General features: G+C 67.8%; 16 protein-coding genes. 3 read left to right on the top strand and 13 right to left on the bottom strand.

What is annotated here, in order from left to right; all coding sequences use genetic code 11:
* Nucleotides 1-10: 10 nt before the first annotated feature.
* From AU197_RS05260 to sfnG, 8 genes are all read right to left on the bottom strand, one after another.
* Nucleotides 11-1,993, bottom strand: coding sequence for a VWA domain-containing protein (locus tag AU197_RS05260; RefSeq protein WP_064401470.1), 1,983 nt, complete (start codon nucleotides 1,991-1,993; stop codon nucleotides 11-13).
* A 104-nt stretch (nucleotides 1,994-2,097) separates the two neighbouring features.
* On the bottom strand, nucleotides 2,098-3,480 hold the full coding sequence (locus AU197_RS05255; protein ID WP_064401557.1) for a sigma 54-interacting transcriptional regulator: 1,383 nt from the start codon (nucleotides 3,478-3,480) through the stop codon (nucleotides 2,098-2,100).
* A 94-nt stretch (nucleotides 3,481-3,574) separates the two neighbouring features.
* The gene (locus tag AU197_RS05250) at nucleotides 3,575-4,234 is read right to left on the bottom strand and encodes a hypothetical protein (RefSeq protein ID WP_064401556.1); all 660 of its coding nucleotides are present in this window, start codon (nucleotides 4,232-4,234) and stop codon (nucleotides 3,575-3,577) included.
* Between the two features lie 52 nt (nucleotides 4,235-4,286).
* Nucleotides 4,287-5,852 carry a bifunctional phosphoribosylaminoimidazolecarboxamide formyltransferase/IMP cyclohydrolase gene (gene purH, locus AU197_RS05245; RefSeq protein WP_064401469.1) on the bottom strand — a complete coding sequence of 522 codons (1,566 nt, stop codon included), beginning with the start codon at nucleotides 5,850-5,852 and terminating at the stop codon, nucleotides 4,287-4,289.
* Entirely contained in the window at nucleotides 5,849-6,478 is a 630-nt protein-coding gene (purN, locus tag AU197_RS05240; protein ID WP_064401468.1) for a phosphoribosylglycinamide formyltransferase, read from the bottom strand. Before purN ends, purH begins: the two co-directional genes overlap by 4 nt.
* A gap of 10 nt (nucleotides 6,479-6,488) precedes the next feature.
* A complete protein-coding gene (locus AU197_RS05235; RefSeq protein ID WP_064401467.1) occupies nucleotides 6,489-7,949 on the bottom strand; it encodes a cell division protein PerM in 1,461 nt (486 codons plus the stop codon).
* A 71-nt stretch (nucleotides 7,950-8,020) separates the two neighbouring features.
* Nucleotides 8,021-8,920, bottom strand: coding sequence for a DUF5336 domain-containing protein (locus tag AU197_RS05230; protein ID WP_064401466.1), 900 nt, complete (start codon nucleotides 8,918-8,920; stop codon nucleotides 8,021-8,023).
* A 52-nt stretch (nucleotides 8,921-8,972) separates the two neighbouring features.
* Nucleotides 8,973-10,103 (bottom strand): dimethylsulfone monooxygenase SfnG, encoded by a 1,131-nt coding sequence (sfnG, locus tag AU197_RS05225; protein WP_064401465.1) that lies wholly within the window; start codon nucleotides 10,101-10,103, stop codon nucleotides 8,973-8,975.
* A 104-nt stretch (nucleotides 10,104-10,207) separates the two neighbouring features.
* Here sfnG and AU197_RS05220 point away from each other — a divergent pair, with 104 nt between their 5' ends.
* A complete protein-coding gene (locus AU197_RS05220; RefSeq protein WP_064401464.1) occupies nucleotides 10,208-11,056 on the top strand; it encodes an LLM class F420-dependent oxidoreductase in 849 nt (282 codons plus the stop codon).
* On the opposite strand, the gene modA is transcribed toward AU197_RS05220, so the two are convergent.
* From modA to sucC, 4 genes are all read right to left on the bottom strand, one after another.
* Nucleotides 11,057-11,800, bottom strand: coding sequence for a molybdate ABC transporter substrate-binding protein (gene modA / locus AU197_RS05215; RefSeq protein ID WP_064401463.1), 744 nt, complete (start codon nucleotides 11,798-11,800; stop codon nucleotides 11,057-11,059).
* Nucleotides 11,801-11,815: 15 nt separating this feature from the next.
* Nucleotides 11,816-13,354: an acetyl-CoA acetyltransferase gene (locus tag AU197_RS05210; RefSeq protein WP_064401462.1), complete on the bottom strand. Its 1,539-nt coding sequence runs from the start codon at nucleotides 13,352-13,354 to the stop codon at nucleotides 11,816-11,818.
* Nucleotides 13,355-13,535: 181 nt separating this feature from the next.
* Nucleotides 13,536-14,453, bottom strand: coding sequence for a succinate--CoA ligase subunit alpha (gene sucD / locus AU197_RS05205; RefSeq protein WP_064401461.1), 918 nt, complete (start codon nucleotides 14,451-14,453; stop codon nucleotides 13,536-13,538).
* Nucleotides 14,454-14,465: 12 nt separating this feature from the next.
* Nucleotides 14,466-15,629, bottom strand: a complete 1,164-nt coding sequence (sucC, locus tag AU197_RS05200) for an ADP-forming succinate--CoA ligase subunit beta (RefSeq protein WP_064401460.1) — start codon at nucleotides 15,627-15,629, stop codon at nucleotides 14,466-14,468.
* A 283-nt stretch (nucleotides 15,630-15,912) separates the two neighbouring features.
* Between sucC and AU197_RS05195 the strand changes: the two genes are divergently transcribed.
* Together AU197_RS05195 and AU197_RS05190 are read left to right on the top strand one after the other, a co-directional pair.
* Entirely contained in the window at nucleotides 15,913-16,965 is a 1,053-nt protein-coding gene (locus AU197_RS05195; RefSeq protein ID WP_064401459.1) for a M23 family metallopeptidase, read from the top strand.
* A 9-nt stretch (nucleotides 16,966-16,974) separates the two neighbouring features.
* On the top strand, nucleotides 16,975-17,643 hold the full coding sequence (locus AU197_RS05190; RefSeq protein WP_231744833.1) for a hypothetical protein: 669 nt from the start codon (nucleotides 16,975-16,977) through the stop codon (nucleotides 17,641-17,643).
* Here the strand turns inward: AU197_RS05190 and pcrA are convergent.
* Nucleotides 17,640-19,973 carry a DNA helicase PcrA gene (pcrA, locus tag AU197_RS05185; protein ID WP_064401554.1) on the bottom strand — a complete coding sequence of 778 codons (2,334 nt, stop codon included), beginning with the start codon at nucleotides 19,971-19,973 and terminating at the stop codon, nucleotides 17,640-17,642. The genes AU197_RS05190 and pcrA overlap by 4 nt on opposite strands.
* Between the last annotated feature and the right edge of the window lie 93 nt (nucleotides 19,974-20,066).

The following is a 20,066-nucleotide window of genomic DNA, read 5'->3' as shown; positions in this document are numbered from 1 at the left end:
CCACCGGCGTTCAGCGACGTCGGCGAGACCGAAGATAGTCCCCGACGACCGCGGCGCCCAGCCCGTCCAGGTCGGGCACCACCACGCGGCCCTCCACCCGCCGCGCGACCTGGTCGATGAACCGCGCCAGCCCCGGATCGTTGCCCAACCGGAAGATCGTCACCTGCGCGCCGAGCGCGGCGACCTCGTCGAAGCCCTTGACCGTGTGCGCGATCGTCCGTGGATGCGGCGGGTAATCAAAGAACACTGCCGGCCCGCCCTCGTCGCGGGGGTGATGTTCGAGGTGCGCGGTCGGCTCCCCGTCGGTGACGACGAGCACCACCGGCTGGGCATTGGGATGACGACGCAGATGCCGTCCGGCCAGCGCGAGTGCATGGTGCAGGTTGGTGCCCTGCTCGTACACGCCCTCCAGGCCGGTGAGCTCGGCGGCCGTCACGGTCCGGGCATAGCGCCCGAAGGCGATGATCTGCAACGCGTCCGACCGGAAGCGCGTGCTGACAAGATGGTTGAGCGCCAGCGCGGTGCGCTTCATCGGCAGCCACCGGTTCTCCATCACCATGGAGAATGAGGTGTCGACCAGAAGCGCCACCGCCGCCTGGGTGCGCGTCTCGGTCTCGGAGATCTCGACGTCCTCGACCGTGATCTGTATGGGTGAGCTCGGGCTCGACGCCGGACTCCCGGCCCGGCGCAGCACCGCGTTGGTGAGGGTGCGCGTCACGTTCCACGGCTCGGTGTCACCGAAGGACCACGGGCGCGTCGCGCCGGTCAGCTCGCCCGCAGCGCCGGCCCTGCGGGTGTCACGCTCACCGTGCCGACCCGAAAGCTGTTGCGCCACATCACGCAGTGCCGTCTGGCCGAGCTGGCGCATCGCCTTGGGCGACAACCGCCATTGGCCGTCGGACCCGCGGTCCAGGAATCCCTGATCCATCAGCGCCCGTTCCAGCTCGGCGAGCGTGCGCGCGTCGACGGCGGCGTCCTCCCCCAGCTGGCGGGCCAACATGTCGAGGTCGACGTCCTCCATCGTCGCACCGGCATAACTCTGCGACAGCGCCTCGGCCAACTGCTCCAGTTCGGCGATGTCGGCCATCGCCTGAGCGCCCTCGCCCATGCCCAGCGGATTGTCCCCGGAGAAGTTCGACGATCCGCTCCAATCCTCCCCGGGCCGGGCCGCCTGCAGATGGGAGTCGAGGCGGTTCAGTGCGTTCATCAGCGACGGTGAGCCGAATGCCTGTTGCGCCAACGCATCCAGTTCGGCGCGCTGCTCGGCGCTCAGACTGTTGCGGAACCGCTGGGCGGCCGCTGCGCGCTGGGCCAGCGAGTCCAGCAGTTCGTCGACGTTGCGCGGGTTCTCCGGGAAGAACTCGCCGTGCTTGTTCATGAAGTCGTCGAAGTCCTCCTGGGAGTCCTCGCCCCTGGCGTGCTTGTCCAGCAGGTCGTTGAGGTCGTCGAGCATCTCGTTGACCCGCTGCCGGTCCTCGTCGGTGGCGTTCTCCAGCGCCTGCTTCATGCCCGCGAATCGCTGGTCGAGCATCTCGCGGCCGAGCAGATCCTTGATCTGTTCGTACTTTTCGCGCCCCTCGGGGCTTCGCCAGTCGTAGTCCGACAACTCCTGGACGGCCTTGGCGGGCGAGGGCGGAAGCGACTCGATGCGCATCTCGTTGAACCGTGCGTCGTCGTCCAGCGCACGCGCCAGTTCCTTGCGCTCGGCGAGCACCGCCTCGTCGAGGAGCTTCTTGATCTCCGCCAGCGTGCCGTCGAGGTTGTTGCGAGCCAGCAACTCCCGGCGACGACGGTTGGCCTCGGCGGCGAGTTTGTCGGCGCCGCGCATGCTCTTGGTGCCGCGCCGCAGCATCTCCGACAGCGCCCGCCGCGGCGAGCTGCCCTCCATCACGTCCTGACCGATCTGCTCGAGCGCCTCGCGCAGGTCGATCGGAGGAGCCAGCGGGTCGGGCCCGCCGGTGTATCGCGAATACCGTGAGACGTGTCTAGCCATGCCCCCACACTCCAAGTCGCCTCGCGTGTGAATCTGACGACGTTTTCCGGCTATTTCCGTCGCCAGATTCACATTTGGTGCCGCGCCACCTCGGCGGGACGTGTCTAGCCATACGTCGTTTCGCCCTCGTCCGAGACCTTGTCGATCCGCTTGGCCAGATACAGTGCCTCGAGCGCCAACTCGACCGCTGCGGCGCGCTGTCCGTCGGTCTTCGCCTCGAGCCGCTTCTGGATTTCGGCGATCGCAGGCACCTCGGGTACCGCGGCCAGCACATCGCGCGCCGACACCCGCTCCCCTGTCGTGACCGCGGAACCGTTTTCGATCGCGACCACCAGCGGTCCGACGTCGATGCCGCCGAGCAGCCGCTGCGCGGTGTCCGCGGTGGCTCGCCGCAGCAGGTGCTCGAGCACCGCCTGCTCGCGCCCCTCCTCGCCGGACTCGAACTCGAGCTTGCCGCGCAGCACGTCGATGACCGTGCCCAGGTCGACCACCCGGGCCACGGGCTCCTGCTCACCGAGCACCGCCGACCGATGGCGCGCCGCCGCGGCGACGGTCTCGGCCGCGGCGATCGCGAAGCGCGCCGAAACCCCCGAGCGCTGGTCGATCGACCGCGACTCGCGAAGGTAGCGGGCGAACCGCGCGAGCACCTGGATCAGGTACTCGGGCACCTCGGCGGCCAGGTGTGCCTCCTGGGTGATGACGCCGACCTCGGCGTCGAGTTCCAGCGGGTAGTGCGTTCGGATCTCGGCGCCGAACCGGTCCTTGAGCGGGGTGATGATCCGGCCGCGGTTGGTGTAGTCCTCCGGGTTGGCGCTGGCGACCACGAGGACGTCGAGCGGCAACCGCAACGTGTAGCCGCGGACCTGGATATCGCGCTCCTCCATCACGTTGAGCATCGAGACCTGGATGCGCTCGGCGAGGTCGGGCAGCTCGTTGATCGCGACGATGCCCCGGTGCGCCCTGGGGATCAGGCCGTAGGCGATGGTCTCCGGGTCGCCGAGGCTACGGCCCTCGGCCACTTTGATCGGGTCGATGTCGCCGACCAGATCGGCCACGCTGGTGTCGGGGGTGGCCAGCTTCTCGGTGTAGCGCTCGCTGCGGTGCCGCCATGCGATCGGCAGGTCGTCGCCCGAGTCCGCGGCGCGTCGGATGGACTCGGGGGTGATCGGGTCATAAGGGTGCTCGGCCAGTTCCGAACCCGCGATCACCGGGGTCCACTCGTCGAGCAGACCCGTCAGCGCGCGCAGCAGTCGCGTCTTGCCCTGACCGCGTTCGCCGAGCAGCACCACGTCGTGGCCGGCGATCAGCGCCCGCTCCAGCTGCGGAATGACGGTGTCCTCGAAGCCGAGGATGCCCGGCCACGCGTCACGCCCCTGCGCCAGCGCGGCCAGCAGGTTGTCCCGGATTTCTTGTTTGACGCCCCGCTCGCGATGGCCCGAGGCCCTCAGCTCGCCGACGGTGCGGGGTAGATCTTGGGGTTGAGTCACCACTCCAAGCTACGACCTGTATCGCGACGATGCGTGTCCCCCGCTCGTCGACGACGTCATTCCGTCACATTTCGGGACGCTCGCCCGCGTCGACTCAGCCCGCCGACGGCGGCAGAAGCTGGAACCCGTCGAGGATCGTCTCGCTGTCGCGCTGATACGTCGGGTCTTCTGGGACCAGGGTCTGGACAGTCACGCTGACCGCGAAAGTCCGGTTCTGGGTGCGCATGACCGCGCCGAGGGCGACGGCCGGGTGCGGCGCGACGTTACCCATCGCGGGCATCTGGTAGTTGAACGTCCTGGCGGGCTCCCCACACAGCGAGCGCTCGGTCTCGCGCACAGCCGTGGCGCCGATGCCCGACTCGAGTGCGTCACGCATGTTGGTGAATATCAGGCCCGCGTCCTGCGCACCCGGCGCGCTCTCGAGCGTCACCACGACGTTCGGCGTGAAGCCCTGCGCGGTCAGGTCGTCGTTGCGCATGGCGAAGCGGATCAGCTCCGAATCCATCATCGTGGTCCGCACCCAGCCCGGCGGCGTGGGGATCCTCATCACCGGCTCGTTGTCGTTCTTCGCCGGGATCGTCGTCAGAGGGTCGTCGACGACCTCGCACTGCGACGAGCCCAGTCCGCCGGAATCGCCAGCTGCGGACAGGTCGTCACCCGCGACGGCGCGTGCGTCGTCGACGGTCCGCGTGCACGAGACCAGCAGAACCGTCGCCAGCAGCAGGGCGCCGGCGGCACGTGACGCAGTGACCATGGTGTGCAACTTAAGCCACCTCCGGCCGTCTTCGGCGGGGATCAACCACACATCAGTGCGCGAAGTGACGCGCACCGGTGAGGTAGAGCGAGATGCCCGCTCTGGCAGCGGCTTCGGTGACCTGCTCGTCGCGCACCGAACCGCCCGGGTGGACGATCGCCTTCACGCCGCCTTCGGTCAGCACCTCAAGACCGTCGGGGAACGGGAAGAACGCGTCTGAGGCGGCGACCGCCCCGCGCACCCGGTCACCGGCCCGCTGCACCGCGAGCCGGGCCGCGTCGACGCGGTTCACCTGGCCCATGCCTACGCCGACGGTGGCGCCGTCCGCGGCGACGACGATCGCGTTCGATTTGACCGCTCGGCACACCCGCCACGCGAACTTCAGGTCCGCCAAGGTCGCCGGATCGGCGGGCTCGCCGGTGGCCAGCGTCCAATTGAGCGAGTCGTCGCCGCCAGCGGTGAACTCGTCGCGCTGCTGCACCAGCAGGCCGCCGCTGACCTGGCGAAACTCCGTGCCCCCCGGCTGCGGTTCGGACGCCACCAGCACCCGGATGTTCTTCTTACGGGTGAGGACTTCCACCGCGCCGGCTTCGTAGGCGGGCGCGATGATCACCTCGGTGAAGATGTCGGCGACGGTCTCGGCCATCTCGACCGACACCGCGGTGTTGGCCGCGATCACACCGCCGAACGCCGAAAGCGGATCGCATTCGTGGGCCTTGCGGTGCGCGTCGGCCACGGACTGCGACGAGATCGCGATGCCGCACGGGTTGGCGTGCTTGATGATCGCCACACAGATCTCGGGGTGGTCGAAGGCCGCCCGCCAAGCGGCGTCGGCGTCTGTGTAGTTGTTGTAGGACATTTCCTTGCCGTGCAACTGCTCGGCCTGCGCCAGGCCCGGCCACCCGGCGTCGTCGCGGTAGAGGGCGGCCTGCTGATGGGGGTTCTCGCCGTAGCGCAGCACGGCGCTGCGCCGCCACGTGCCACCCACCCACGCGGGCAGCTTCTGAGCCGGCTCCTCGGGTGCGAGCACGGCGCCCATCCAGGAGGCGACGGCGACGTCGTATTCGGCTGTGTGCCGAAATGCCAGAGACGCCAGGATCTTTCGTTCGGCAAGCGTGAACCCGCCGGAGCGCACCGCGGCGAGCACGCCATCATAGCCCAGCGGGTCGACCACCACCGCGACGCTGGGGTGGTTCTTCGCCGCGGCCCGAACCATCGACGGACCGCCGATGTCGATCTGCTCGACGCATTCGTCGATGCTCGCGCCGGAGGCCACGGTCTCGGCGAAGGGGTACAGGTTGACCACGACGAGTTCGAAGGCCTCGACACCGAGATCAGCCAGCGCCGAGACGTGTTCGGGCTTGCGCTGATCGGCGAGCAGTCCGGCGTGCACACGCGGGTGCAGGGTCTTGACCCGACCGTCGAGCACCTCGGGGAAGCCGGTGACCTCCTCCACGGGTGTCACCGGAACACCAGCCGCGGCAATGGTTTTCGCGGTCGATCCGGTGGAGACGATGCTGACCCCGGCCTCGTGCAGCCCGCGGGCCAACCCGGCGAGGCCGGTCTTGTCGTAGACGCTGATCAGCGCCCGCCTGATCGGCCGCTTGCCCTCGGTCATCCCAATATCGCCTTTCGTCCCGTCCAGGTCACACCGCGGACAGCCACCGCGGCCAGTACTTCGGCCAGAAGTCGCCGTTCGACGACTTTGATCCGCTCGTGCAGTGTCGCCTCGTCGTCGTCGTCGAGGATGGGTACCGCCTCCTGGGCCAGCACCGGCCCCGTGTCGGTTCCCGCGTCGACCAGGTGCACGCTGCAACCGGTCACCTTGACGCCGTACGCCAGCGCATCGGCGACCGCATGCGCACCGGGAAAGGCGGGCAACAGCGCCGGATGTGTGTTGATGATGTGGCCCATGAATCGCGAGAGGAAGTGCGGTCCAAGGATTTTCATGAAACCAGCCGAGACGATGAGGTCGGGCTCGTACGCCGCGGTGGCTTCGGTGATCGCAGCGTCCCACGCCTCGCGGTCCGGATAGTCGCGCAGCCGCACGGTGAACGACGGAACCGAGGCGGCCGCGGCGATGTCGACGGCCGCGCAGTCGCGGTCCACGCCCACGGCGACGATCGATGCGGGGTATTCGCCCGCGGTGGCGTCCAACAGCGACTTCAGCAGCGACCCGGTCCCCGACGCCAGCACGACGACCCGTGCAGGAACCTTCGGCGGTACGCGGAGCGGTTGCTGCACGCCTGGCAGCCTAATGGGTGGCCGGCGGGTCGTCGTCGTCCGCCATGAAGTGCTCTTCGGGGTCCTCGACGAGGTCGTTCGCGGTGTCGTTGGGCAGGTCGGCGGGGGTCTCAACCTCGTCGGGGGCTTCGGCGCCCGCCGCGACGTCGGGTTCGGCTTCGAGGGGCGCGTCGGCGCCGTGCTTGGGCCCGGGTTCCGGTTCGACGTCGTCGGATCCCGGCTCGAGTTCGGGCCCCGGGGCCATCTCGGCCTCCAGATCGGAGTCGGCGTCGGGGCCCGTGTCGGGGCCTGTGTCGGAATCCGTGTCGACGACCACCTTGGGCGCTCGCGGCCTGCGGGTGATGCCGCCGGCCATCACGACCGTCAACGCACCGATTCCGGCGAACCACAGGAACACCGCGGGCCCGAACGTCGTCTGGTCGACCCCGACGTCGCCGAAGTTGCCCAGCCGCCCACCGCCGGCGTAACCGAGGAGCGCCATGGTGAGCGCCGCCAGCGCCGACGCGACGAGCAGCTTGCCCAACGCCGGGCCCAGCGGAAGCGGACGTCGTGCGCACTGCTGCCCGACCGCCACCGCAGCCGCCGCCGCGACGATGAGCAACGCCACCCACACCGGTCCCAGCGGCGGCGAGGGCACCGCGGCCAGCACCGGTAGCGCCGGAATGTCGCCGCCGAACACGGTGAAGGAGCTGAAGGTGGCCAACCCGACGTGTGCGCTCGACCCGACCGCCACCGCGGCCGTCCCGACCAGCACGTTCGGGATGTACAGCACCGACAGCACGGTCAGGCTGAACTGTCCGAACATCGAGTCGGTGATCGAGTAGAGCTCGTCCATCGTCGACCAGTGCACGACCAGCGAACCCGTCATCACCACACCCGAGAGGCCGACGAGCGCGAGCACACCCGCGGCGGCGGCGCGGAACGCGTCCGGCAGCCAAGCCGGCAGCGAGACCCGGAGCGAGCTCGCGGCCATCAGCCGCGGGCCAAGCCGGGACCCGACGCCGACCACCGCGCCGATCGCGTGTAAGGCCAGCACGCCGCCAAACGCGCGCAACGCGTTCGGGGTCTGCAGTTCGGTGAGCACCGAAGCGGCGTCATGCACGACGGCCAGCGCGATCGCGGCGATCAGCAGCGGCCCGCCCAGCGCCGAGGCCACCACCCAGCGCGTCACGAACCAGGAGGCGTTCGCGCTGGTGGCCGCGGCAGTTGTGCGGGCCGTGCCCCACACCATCGCCAGCGCGGGCATCAGCGGCATCACCCCGAGCTCGGCCCCGCCGATGGAGACCGGCACCAGGTGAACGCCGAGCCACATGCTCGCAGTCGCGCCGAGCGCGCCGGTCATGTCGCTGTTGGCGATCAGCAGCTGCAGCAACACGATCGCCGCGATGACGACAAGCGCCACCAACGACGGCCCGAACGCGACCCGAAGCAGCTCACGCGCCTGGCGTGCGCCGACTGGCCGTTGATCCACTGGTTGAGCCGCTCCTGTGTCAGGCTGCCGTGCGGCGGTGACGCACGCGCGGCTCAGACTACTGGCTCACCTCAGGAAGGCGGCGGACCCGACTGCGAGGAAGACGACGGTTGTTGGGGAGCCTGAGCCGTCGGGTCCGACGACAGCGAAGTCGACGACGGCGGTTGGCCGTACGCGGGGAACCCGGTCGGCGGCGTCGGCGGACCCTGCTGCCCCTGCTGGCCTTGCTGGCCTTGCTGGCCCTGCTGGCCTTGGGGATGTTGCGGGCCCGGGGCGAAGCCACCGGTCGACGGGCCGCCCGGATAGCCACCCGGGTACGTCGGCGGATATCCCGGCCGCTGCTGGGGTCCACCATGATGCGACTGGCCCTGCTGACCGTAGTAGGAGCCGGGTGCGCCGTACTGCTGCTGCCCGTAGGACTGGTCGTACTTCGGCCGCGGCGCGGGCGGGGTGATGATGCCGGACTCGAACAACAGCGCCGCCACCGCGATGATCGCCTGGAACAGCGAGAACGCGATGATCAGGTACAGGCCCCAATCGATCGCGGCGCCGCTGGGCCGGTTGATCACCTCGGCGATGACGAGCAGGAACGCCGCGACGGCCAGCACCGCGTACACCGACGTGTGGACCCCCTGCCTCGGCAGCAGCGCCGTTCCCGCGAGCAGGCCCGCGACCAGTGATGCCGCGACGGCGAGCACCAGACCGAACGAGCTTCCGCTGATGGTGCCCAGCCCCGGGAAGTCCGACGCGGAGATGGTGAACAACGGCGCAAAGCTCGCGAGGTAGACCGCCAGCCCCAACAGCGCCACGGCGAGGGCCAGGTACATCGGCAGCTTGCTCGCGACGTCGGAAGCCGGCGATGAGCTCTCCGGCGCCCTGCCGAACTGCTGCGTCGGCGCGGAGAACTGGGTGGTCGGCTGCTGTGCTTGCGGGTATCCCGGGCTACCGGGTGGTCCTTGGGGGTACGACATGGCCTCTCCTGTGCTCGGGCGGGCTTTGAAAAACCACGCTAGCGCAAGCGGCTCACGCAGAGACGAGCACCGGTTCTCCCACGGTGTCCTGTTCCGCCTGTTCGATTTCGCGGACCAGCGGCAACACCCTCGCGCCGAAGTATTCGATCTCTTCCTGGAAGTGCAGGAAGCCGCCGAGAATCAGGTCGACGCCGCGTTTGCGGTACGCCGCAATGCGTTCGGCGATCTGTTCGGGCGTTCCGATCAGCTGCGTGCGGAACCCGTCGTTGTACTGCACCAAGTCCTCGAAGGTCGAATCCGCCCACATGCCGCGCTTGTCCGCCGTCGAGTTGCCGGCCTGTTGGACCGCGGTGCGAAATCCCTCCACGGCGGGCTTGTTGGCCTTGGCGACGATCTCCCGCAGCGTTTCCTTCGCTTCTTTCTCGGTGTCGCGGGCGATGATGAAGCCGTTGAGCCCGAAGCGCACCTCGCGGCCGACCCCGCGGGCGTGCTCGCGGACATCGACGATCTGCTCGGTCACCCCGTCGTAGTCCTTGCCGTTGGAGAAGTACCAGTCCGCATAGAGGCCGCCGTTGCGCCGCGCGGCCGTGGAGTTACCGCCTTGGAACAGTTCCGGATTGGGTCGCTCGGGGGTGTTGAGCGGCTTGGGTTTGAGCGTGAAGTCGTGGATGCGGTAGAAGTCGCCGCGGAAATCTACGTCGTCCTCGGTCCAGATCTTGCGGAGCACCTGCAGGAACTCCGCGCTGCGCCGGTAGCGCTCGTCGTGCTCGAGCCACGGCTCACCGAGATGGGTGAACTCATCTTTGAACCAACCCGAGACCACATTGACCGCGAACCGGCCACCGGACAGGTGATCGGCGGTGGCGCCGAGCTTGGCCAGCACCGCGGGCTGCCACAAGCCCGGATGCACCGCGGCGATCACCTTCAGTTTCTGGGTGGCCAGCAGCAGCGCCAGCGAGAAACTGGTCGACTCGTGCTGGTATTCCGCGCCGTAGCTCGCTTCATAGCGCACCTGGCTCAACGCGTATTCGAACCCGTTGTTCTCCGCGGTCTGCGCCAGTTTCGCGTTGTACTCGTAGTTCCAGTCGGTGCGCTGCTCGATATCGCTCGTCACCAGTCCGCCACTGACGTTGGGCACCCAGTAGGCGAACTTCACATGATCGGCGATGCGTTCGGTCGTCATGGTCTGACATGACAACAGCGACCGGCTCGCCCGTCGCCGGTATCGCTCGCGGTGAGGGAAACCCAAGCTTGCCCCCCAGACTGAAACACGTTCTAATTCTGGGCATGGACTACGGGCTCGTTCTGTTCACCAGCGATCGCGGGATCACGCCCGCGGCGGCGGCCACACTGGCCGACGACCACGGTTTCACCACGTTCTACGTGCCCGAGCACACGCACATCCCGATCAAGCGACAGGCCGCGCACCCGACGACCGGTGACGAGTCGCTGCCCGACGACCGTTACATGCGCACGCTGGATCCCTGGGTCAGCCTCGGCACTGCGGCGGCGGTGACCTCGCGAGTCCGGTTGTCGACGGCGGTGGCGCTGCCGGTCGAGCACGACCCGATCACGCTGGCGAAGTCGATCGCCACGCTCGACCACCTGTCCGGTGGCCGCGTGAGCCTCGGGGTCGGATTCGGCTGGAACACCGACGAGCTCGCCGACCACAATGTGCCGCCCGGGCGCCGGCGCACCATGCTGCGCGAATACCTCGAAGCGATGCGCGCGCTGTGGACCCAGGAAGAAGCCTCCTACGAGGGCGAATTCGTCAACTTCGGACCCAGCTGGGCCTGGCCCAAGCCGATCCAACCGCACATTCCCGTCCTCGTCGGCGCGGCCGGCACCGAGAAGAACTTCAAGTGGATCGCCCGGTCCGCCGACGGCTGGATCACCACACCGCGCGACTTCGACATCGACGAGCCGGTCAAGCTGCTGCAGGACACCTGGGCTGCCGCGGGGCGCGACGGAGCGCCGCAGATCGTCGCCCTCGACTTCAAGCCCGATCCCGAGAAGCTGGCCCGCTGGGCCGATCTCGGTGTCACCGAGGTGCTGTTCGGGTTGCCGGACAAGTCGCCCGACGACGTCGCCGCGTACGTCGAACGGCTGGCAGGCAAGCTGGCCGCCCTGGTCTGATCAGGGCTTGCCGAAGCCCGCCGCGCCGAGCACCCGCTGTCCCGCGTCGCCGGTCACCGCCCCCACGAAGGCCCGGGCGAGGTCCTGTTGCGACGAATCTCCGAGCGTCGCAATCGGATAGACGTTGACCACACCGGCGGCCTCTGGCACCGGAACCGCAGTGACGCGGGCTCCGGCGTCAAGAGCATCGGTGACATAGACGATTCCGGCGTCAGCCTGACCGCTGGTCACCTTGTTCAGCACATCGGTGACCGACGACTCCTCGCTGACGGGCGACAGGTCGACCCCCGCAGCCTCTTCGACCTTCCGTGACGCCGACCCGCACGGGACCGCAGGAGCACACACCACGACAGTGATCCCAGGTCGGGTGAGATCACGTATCGTCGAAATCTTCTCGGGATTTCCCGCCGACACCACGATCACCATCGTGTTGGACGCGAAGTTCACCGGGTCACCGGCAAGCAGTCCGGCGTCGGCGACCTTGTCCATGTTCACGGTGTCGGCGGAGGCGAACACGTCGGCCTGCGCGCCCTGCGTCAACTGCGTGGCGAGGTCGGAGGAACCGGCGAACGAGAACTCCACCCGAATGCCCGGGTGATCCTTCTCGAACTGCGTGCCGATCTCGGTGAACGCTTTCTTCAGCGACGCCGCGGCGAACACCATGAGCGAATCGCGCTGTGGCCCTTGCGCGCATCCGGTGGCCAGGCCCAGCAGCAGTGCGACCAGAAGCGCGAGAGGCTTCACACTGCTCCCCTGTGGTCAGGCCAGACCGGCGCGATTGATCTTCTCGTCCGGACGCACCGTGATCGCCGCACCGAGCGGATCACCGTCCGACATCAGCGCGACGAGATCCTCCTCCTCGGAAATGGCCAAGAACCGTGAGTTGTCCGAGTCGAGTCTGCCGACGATGATCCCGGTGCGGACCGGCCAGTCGTAGCGCACGGAGTAGGTCTCGATCGTCGCGCGACCTTCCGGCCGCTCGGTGACCGCAACTTTCGGCAGTCCCGCGACGTCCGCATCGAGGCTCTCGCTGTTGTTGGTCCGCCAGTCGGCGGGCAGCGTCGAATAGACCCCCACCGAGTATTTGCTCATCGTGCCGCCGTTGGCGCCCACGAAGCCGAATCGTCCGGGCTGATCGCGCATTTGGGCGACGGTCTCGGCGATGGCGTGCAGCGAGTAGCTGTTCCCCGGGCCGCCGAAGTACGGCAGTCCGCCGGTCACCGTCAGCCCCCGGGGGTCGTCGGCTTCGATGCCCAGCGCCTCGCATGCGACGAACACCGGGAAGGGAAAGCAGCTGTACAGGTCGAAGGTGGTGATGTCGTCGACGCCGATCTGCGCCACCCGCAGGGCTTCTCGCACGGCATGCACGGTCGCGGGGCTGGCGCCGAGGTCGACACGGTCCAGCAGATCCTGCTCGGTCATGTCCGAATGCCCGTGCAGATAGACCCATTTCTCCTCGGGCACCCCGAGTCGGCGTGCGGCCGCCACCGACATCATGATCGCCGCAGCGCCCTGGTTCACCTGGTCGCGTGCCACCAGAAGGCGGGGGTAGGGGTCGCAGATCATCCGGTTGTCGTCGGTGACGGTGACGATCTCCTGCACCGACCTTTCGACCGGCGACGACGAAAAGAGGTTCTTCGCAGCGACTTTGGACAGCGGCGCGAACAGCTCGGCCATCTGCCTGCGGTATTCGGCAACACCGAGGCCCAACCGGCTGCGACGCGCGTTGTCCAGCAGCCCGTATTGCACGGCGGCGCCGGTCAATCCGTGCGATGCGGTGTACTCGGTGAAGTACTTGTGGATCTGGTGTCCGCGGTCCTCGAGTTGTCCCTCGACGTGTTCGGTGAAGTCGGGCTTGGCCTGTCCCTGTTCGGCGGCGCGGCGCCAGTAGCGAGCCGTCGAACCCGGTTCCGAACCGATCACCATCGCCACGTCGAATTCACCCGCCGCGATGGCGCTGCCCGCCTCGGTGACGAGCTTCTGTGGCCCCTGCCCGCCGACCGGCTCGAGCACGACACGTGCGGGATCGCCGCCGACGCGCCCCATCACCGACCGCGGATAGTTGTTCGATTTGCCCAACGTCGCGGGCATCGGTCCGGAAATCTCGAACTGACGCAGCGCGTACACCGTCTCGATGGCCGCCGCGACCGTCGTGGCATCGACCCCGGTGTCGGTCAGCGCCGCGCGCACCGCCTCGGTCGCGAGGTCGACCGCCGACATGCCCCGATAACCGGGATCGTCGATACGCTCGGTGAACTGCCCGACGCCGACGATGACCGGGGTCCGGGAATCGACCATTACAGCCCTCCTGACAACTGTTAGTTCGTCAGGCTAATCGAGAACTGGAACGTGTTCCTAATCCTGCGGCACGCTTCACACCCGGCGGAGGTCCGCCACACGCCGCGAGCGACCGCATTTGTACACCGAACAGCGGCGTGTCGGCGCACAGACGCGGTCGCTCGCGGCAGGAAGGAAAGCGTTACAGGCTCTGCAGGATCTCCCGGGCCAGGTTGGCGGTCTCCGACGGCGTCTTGCCGACCTTCACGCCCGCGGCCTCCAGCGCTTCCTTCTTCGCAGCCGCAGTACCCGAGGAACCCGACACGATGGCGCCGGCGTGGCCCATCGTCTTGCCCTCCGGCGCGGTGAAGCCCGCGACGTAGCCGACGACGGGCTTGCTGACGTTGGCCTTGATGTAATCGGCCGCCCGCTCCTCGGCGTCGCCGCCGATCTCACCGATCATCACGATGACCTTGGTGTCGGGGTCCTTCTCGAACGCCTCGATCGCGTCGATGTGCGTGGTGCCGATCACCGGATCGCCGCCGATGCCGATCGCGGTCGAGAACCCGAAATCGCGCAGTTCGAACATCATCTGATACGTCAGCGTCCCGGACTTGGACACCAGCCCGACCGGACCCGGACCGGTGATGTTGGCCGGAGTGATGCCGGCCAGCGCCTCACCGGGCGTGATGATGCCCGGGCAGTTGGGCCCGATGATGCGGGTCTTCGGGGCCCCTTCGCCGCCGTTCTTGGAAAGGTTGTAGGCCCACGCATACGCGGTGTCCTGCACCGGGATTCCCTCGGTAATGACGACCAGCAGCGGAATCTCGGCGTCGATGGCTTCGATGATCGCGTCCTTGGCGAACTTCGGCGGCACGAACACCACCGACACGTCGGCGCCGGTCTCCTTCATCGCCTCGGCGACCGAGCCGAACACCGGCAGCTCGACGTCCTTGCCGTCAGAGTCCTTGTGCGACACCGTCGTTCCGGCCTTGCGTGAGTTGACGCCGCCGACCACCTGCGTGCCGGCCTTGAGCATCAGCGCGGTGTGCTTGGTGCCCTCGCCGCCGGTGATGCCCTGGACGATGACCTTGGAGTTCTTGTTCAAAAAGATCGACATGGGTTGCGTCCCTTACTTGTTCGCCAGCTCGGCGGCTTTGTCTGCACCGGCGTCCATGGTGTCGGCCTGGATCACCAGCGGGTGGTTGGCCTCGGCCAGGATGCGGCGACCCTCTTCGACGTTGTTGCCGTCGAGCCGAACCACGAGCGGCTTGTTGGCCTCGTCACCGAGGATCTTCAGCGCGTTGACGATGCCGTTGGCGACGGCGTCACACGAGGTGATGCCCCCGAACACGTTCACGAACACGCTCTTGACCTGCTCGTCGTTGAGGATGACGTCCAGACCCGCGGCCATCACCTCGGCCGAGGCGCCGCCACCGATGTCGAGGAAGTTGGCCGGCTTCACCCCGCCGTGCTTCTCACCGGCGTAGGCGGTGACGTCGAGCGTCGACATCACCAGGCCTGCGCCGTTGCCGATGATGCCCACCGACCCGTCGAGCTTGACGTAGTTGAGGTCGTGCTCCTTGGCCTTGAGCTCCAAGGGATCGGTGGCGTCGCGATCCTCGAACTCGGCGTGCTCGGGATGGCGGAAATCGGCGTTGCCGTCGAGGGTGACCTTGCCGTCGAGCGCCAGGATCTGATCGTCCGGCGTGCGCACCAGCGGATTGACCTCAACCAGCGTGGCGTCTTCGGCGACGAACACCTCCCACAGCTTCGCGATCGTCACCGCGGCGGCGTCGAGCACCTCCTCGGGCAGGTGGCCCTTCTTGGCGATCTCGCGGGCGAACGCCTCGTCGACGCCCTTGGTCGCGTCGACGGGCACCCTGGCCAGCCGGTCGGGCTTGGTGGCGGCGACCTCTTCGATCTCCATGCCGCCCTCGACCGAGCACATCGCCAGGTAGGTGCGGTTCGCGCGGTCGAGGAGGAAGGAGATGTAGTACTCCTCGGCGATGTCGCTGGCCTCGGACACCAGCAGCTTCTTGACGATGTGGCCCTTGATGTCCAGGCCGAGGATGTTCTGCGCGTGCGTGAACGCGTCGTCGGCGGTGGCCGCGTACTTCACGCCGCCCGCCTTACCGCGACCACCGGTCTTGACCTGCGCCTTGACCATCACCGGCTTGCCGATCTCCTCGGCGATCGCCTTGGCGTCCTCGGCGGTGTCGGTCACCCGACCAGGTGTGGTGGGCACGTTGTGCTTGGCGAAGAGTTCTTTCGCCTGATATTCGAAGAGGTCCATTGGCTGTGGAACGTCCCTGTCTCTAGCGCGTCTATTGCGGAGTTGGTGGGCCGAAGGCTCGGAGGAACTTTATCCACACGCTCAGAACGCGTTGGCACCGCCCACCGGTCATGTGGTAGATCTCACCAGCTCGGCTCAGTGATACAAATCACAATCTCGCGTGGAATAGCCTCCCGGGTTGCAGCCGTCGTCGCGAGTTGGTTAACGTGCCTCTGGTCTCGATAACGCTTTGGTCACGACAGGCAATTTTCGACAGGCATCCGACAGGCAAGGACACCCCAGGTTGGCTTCGCACCGTTCGTCCGGATCTCATCGCAGATCGTCGACGAACCGGCAAATCAGCCGCCGTGCAAGCGAATCCCCTGCCGAAGTCACCGACATCATTCCGTTCAACGAGTTCGGCGATCTCGATGACATCGACTTCCGCGAGAACAGTGCCTTTGACCGCGAAGCCCAGGTCATCCACGCTCCAGAACTCGACGACCTGACCGACACCGACAACCTCGTCCCGCTGCGTCTCGCCGTGCCCTCCGAATTCCAGTCCGGTCCCAGGCACGCGCGCCGGTCCCACGCCTACCGCGACAGCCACACCGACACCAGCGACGGCATGGACGCCACCGACGTCATCCGGATCGGCGGCCGCACACCTGCGCACCGCAAGCAGGAAGTCCCCGTCAAGGGCCGTCTCATGGTCGCCGCGATGGCGGTCGGCGCCACCGCCGCGGGCGCGTACTCGATGGCCAATGCGGCGCACGAGAAGTCCTCGGAGGCCGTCCTGGCCGTCGATCAGTCCGCGATGGCCAACGCGATCAGCGAGACGTCGGGCGGTATGCAGGTGGTCGCCGTGACCCCGGCCGCAAGCTCGGCGCTGCACACCGAGGAGATCCAGAAGGCGGCCGCGTTCGCCCAGGAGCGCGCCGAGCGCGAGGCCCGGCTGCAGCGGCCGATGTTCGTGACGCCCACCACCGGCGTATGGACGTCGGGCTTCGGCTACCGCTGGGGTGCACTGCACGGCGGCATCGACATCGCGAACTCGATCGGCACGCCGGTGCTCGCCGCCTCCGACGGCGTGGTCATCTCGGCCGGGCCGTACGCCGGTTACGGCAACATGGTCAAGCTCCGCCACTCCGACGGCACCGTGACGCTCTACGGTCACCTCAGCTCGTGGTCGGTGGAGGTCGGTCAACGGGTCTGGGCCGGTGACCAGATCGCCAAGATGGGCAACACCGGCAACTCGACCGGGCCGCACCTGCATTTCGAGGTGCACCTGAACGGCACGGACCGCGTCGACCCGGTGGGTTGGCTGGCCAAACGCGGCCTGTCCATCGGCAACTAGTCTGGCTGAGTGGCCGGCGACGACGACTCCGATCTGACACGTCGATCACCGTCGAGCGCGGAAACGGGCATCATCCGTCGTCATCCTTCCGGGGAGATTCCGACCGGCCAGGATCCGCAGACGAACATCATCAGGCGCCATCCGACCGGCGCGATCCCGGTCGCCGGCCCTACCGGGGCGATCCCCACCGGCCCGCACACGCAGATGGCCGACGGAGGCGCGACTCAGCTGTCCGACCGTCCAGCGCCGGAGACCGCGTACATACCGCGCGCACGGCCGGTGGCAGTGTCCCCCGCCGGGTCGCCGCCGGCCGACCCGAAGAGCGCGATCGCCACCGCGGTGGCGGGCATCCTGACCGGCTGGGCCACCGCCGTCATCGCCACCGACCTGATCACCGGCTGGTGGCGTTCTGATCAACTGTTCTGCGTCGCGGTGGGCTTTCTGACCGCGATCTCGGCGGCCGCCCTCATCACCGGGCTGATCGGACTGCTGCTGCGCCGCTGGGTGAGCCGACTGCTGGTCATGGTCGGGGCGATGGTGGCGCTGCTGATCTTCTCGAGCCTGTTCGTGGCCGGGGCCAAGCTACCCGCCGTGGTGTACGCGATCCCGGTGCTGCCGCTGGCGACCATCGTGCTCGCCGCGCTACCCGCCACCGGCCGCTGGGAACGCTCCGGTTAGAGCTTGGTGATCGGCGCGTGGTTGTGCATCAGCTTGACCCGGCCGGAGCTTCCGAAGTCGATCAGCGACATCGCCGACTCGCCAACGCCGCTCACCTCTTCCACCCGACCCAACCCGTACTTGTCGTGCGTGACCCGGTCGCCGGGTTCGAGCACCACCAGAGGGCGCTTGCCGGCGCCCGACCGCGTCGGGGACGGGCGCGCGGCCCCGAACATCTGCCCGCGCCCAGCCGATGATGCTCGGGCGGGGGCGCTGAACGACGGGGTCGGATCGGTGCGCCGCCAGTCGATCAGGTGTTGCGGAATCTCCTTGAGGAAGCGGGATTCCGGGTTCAGCATCGGTTGGCCCCATGAGGAGCGAACCTTGGCCCGGCTGAGGTAGAGCCGCTGCCGGGCGCGGGTGATGCCGACGTAGGCCAGCCGGCGCTCCTCGGACAATTCGGCGGGGTCGCCCAACGCCCGCATGTGCGGGAACATCCCGTCCTCCCACCCGGTCACGAAGACGACCGGAAACTCGAGGCCCTTGGCGGTGTGCAACGTCATCATCGTCACGACTCCGGCCCCGTGCTCGGGAAGCTCGTCGGCGTCGGCCACCAGTGAGACCCGTTCCAAGAACTGTGCCAGTACGCCGGTGTCGGGGATGTCCTCGTCCAGCGGCTCGTCATCGGCGAGCGCCTGCGCGTTGGCCAGGTCGGTGCTGAATTCGTGTGCGACGCTGACCAACTCGTTGAGGTTGTCCAATCGCGCGAGATCCTGCGGATCGTTCGACGACTCGAGTTCGGAGCGATACCCGGTGCGGTCGAGCACCGCCTCGACCAACTCGCCGAGTTCACCGTCGAGCCGGCCGCGCAGCTCGTCGAGCATCTCCACGAACGCCGAAATGCACTTCTCGGCACGGGTGTTGAGCATCGGCACCTTGCCCTCGGCGGCCGCCTGCAGTGCGTCGTTGAAACTCAGCCCGGTGTTCTCGGCGTACACCGCGACGCAGGCTTCGGCGCGGTCACCGATGCCGCGGCGCGGAGTGTTGAGGATCCGGCGCATGCTGACCGAGTCGCCCGGGTTGTCCAGCACCCGCAGGTACGCGACGATGTCGCGGATTTCTCTGCGTTCGTAGAACCGCACGCCGCCAACGACTTTGTACGGAATGCCGGCGCGGATGAACACCTCTTCGAGCGCTCGCGAGGAGTTGTTGGTGCGGTAGAACACCGCGACGTCTGAATAGCTGCCACCGTCGTCGACCAGCGCGTCGATCTCCTGCGCGACGAATCGCGCCTCGTCGTGCTCGTTGTCGGCGACGTAGCCGACGATCAGCTCACCCTCCCCCTCGTCGGTCCACAACCGCTTCTCGCGGCGGCCGGCGTTGCGGGAGATCACGGCGTTGGCGGCGTTCAGGATGTTCTGCGTGGAGCGGTAATTCTGTTCCAGCAGAATGGTTGTCGCGTTCGGATAGTCGCGTTCGAAGTCTTCGATGTTGCGGATCGTCGCCCCGCGGAACGCGTAGATCGACTGGTCGGCGTCGCCCACCACGCACAGTTCGGCCGGCGGCACCCCGTCGACCGTGGCCGTCCCCACCAGTTCACGCACCAGTACGTACTGGGCGTGGTTGGTGTCCTGGTATTCGTCGACGAGAATGTGCCGGAACCGACGCCGGTAGTACTGCGCGATCTGCGGGAAGGCCTGGAGCACGGCGACCGTTTCGCCGATCAGGTCGTCGAAGTCGAGCGCGTTGGCAGCGCGCAAGCGGCGCTGGTACTCGGCGTAGACCTCGGCGATGATGCCGGGCAACTCCTCGCCGGCCTCCGAAGCCTCGGCGGCCGCCTGCTCCGGGCCGACCAGTTCGTTCTTGTGGTTGGAGATCGCGTTGGACAGCAGCCGCGGCGAGTACCGCTTGGTGTCCAACCCCATGTCTTTGCCGATCATCAACAGGAGACGGCGTGAATCGTCGGCGTCGTAGATCGAGAAGTTCGAGTTCAAACCCTTGATCAAGGATGCCTGGTTGCGCAGGATCCGCACGCAGGTGGAGTGGAAGGTCGAGACCCACATGACGCGGGCGCGGGGCCCGACCAGGCCGACCACCCGCTCGCGCATCTCGGCTGCGGCCTTGTTGGTGAACGTGATGGCCAGCACCTGCCCGACGCCGACGTCGCGGGCGGCGAGCAGGTAGGCGATCCGGCGGGTGAGCACAGCGGTCTTGCCGGAGCCGGCACCTGCGACGATGAGCAGCGGCGAGCCCTCGTGCAGGACGGCCTGGCGCTGCTGCGGGTTGAGCCCGTCGAGCAGTTGGTCGGATTCGGTGGCACCGTGCGGTGCGATCATGTTCGGTGCGCTCATGTCAGTGTCGAACTTACCGCCGTGCGGGGACAGTCCCGCGGTCGAACCGCGCATCGACCTCACCGGTCGAACCGCGTATTGACCCCCACGCTC

Source organism: Mycobacterium sp. IS-1590, assembly GCF_001500025.1.
In the GTDB taxonomy this organism is placed as follows: Bacteria; Actinomycetota; Actinomycetes; order Mycobacteriales; family Mycobacteriaceae; genus Mycobacterium.
Note: the sequence above shows the minus strand (reverse complement) of the source record. Positions and strands in the feature narration are given on the sequence as shown.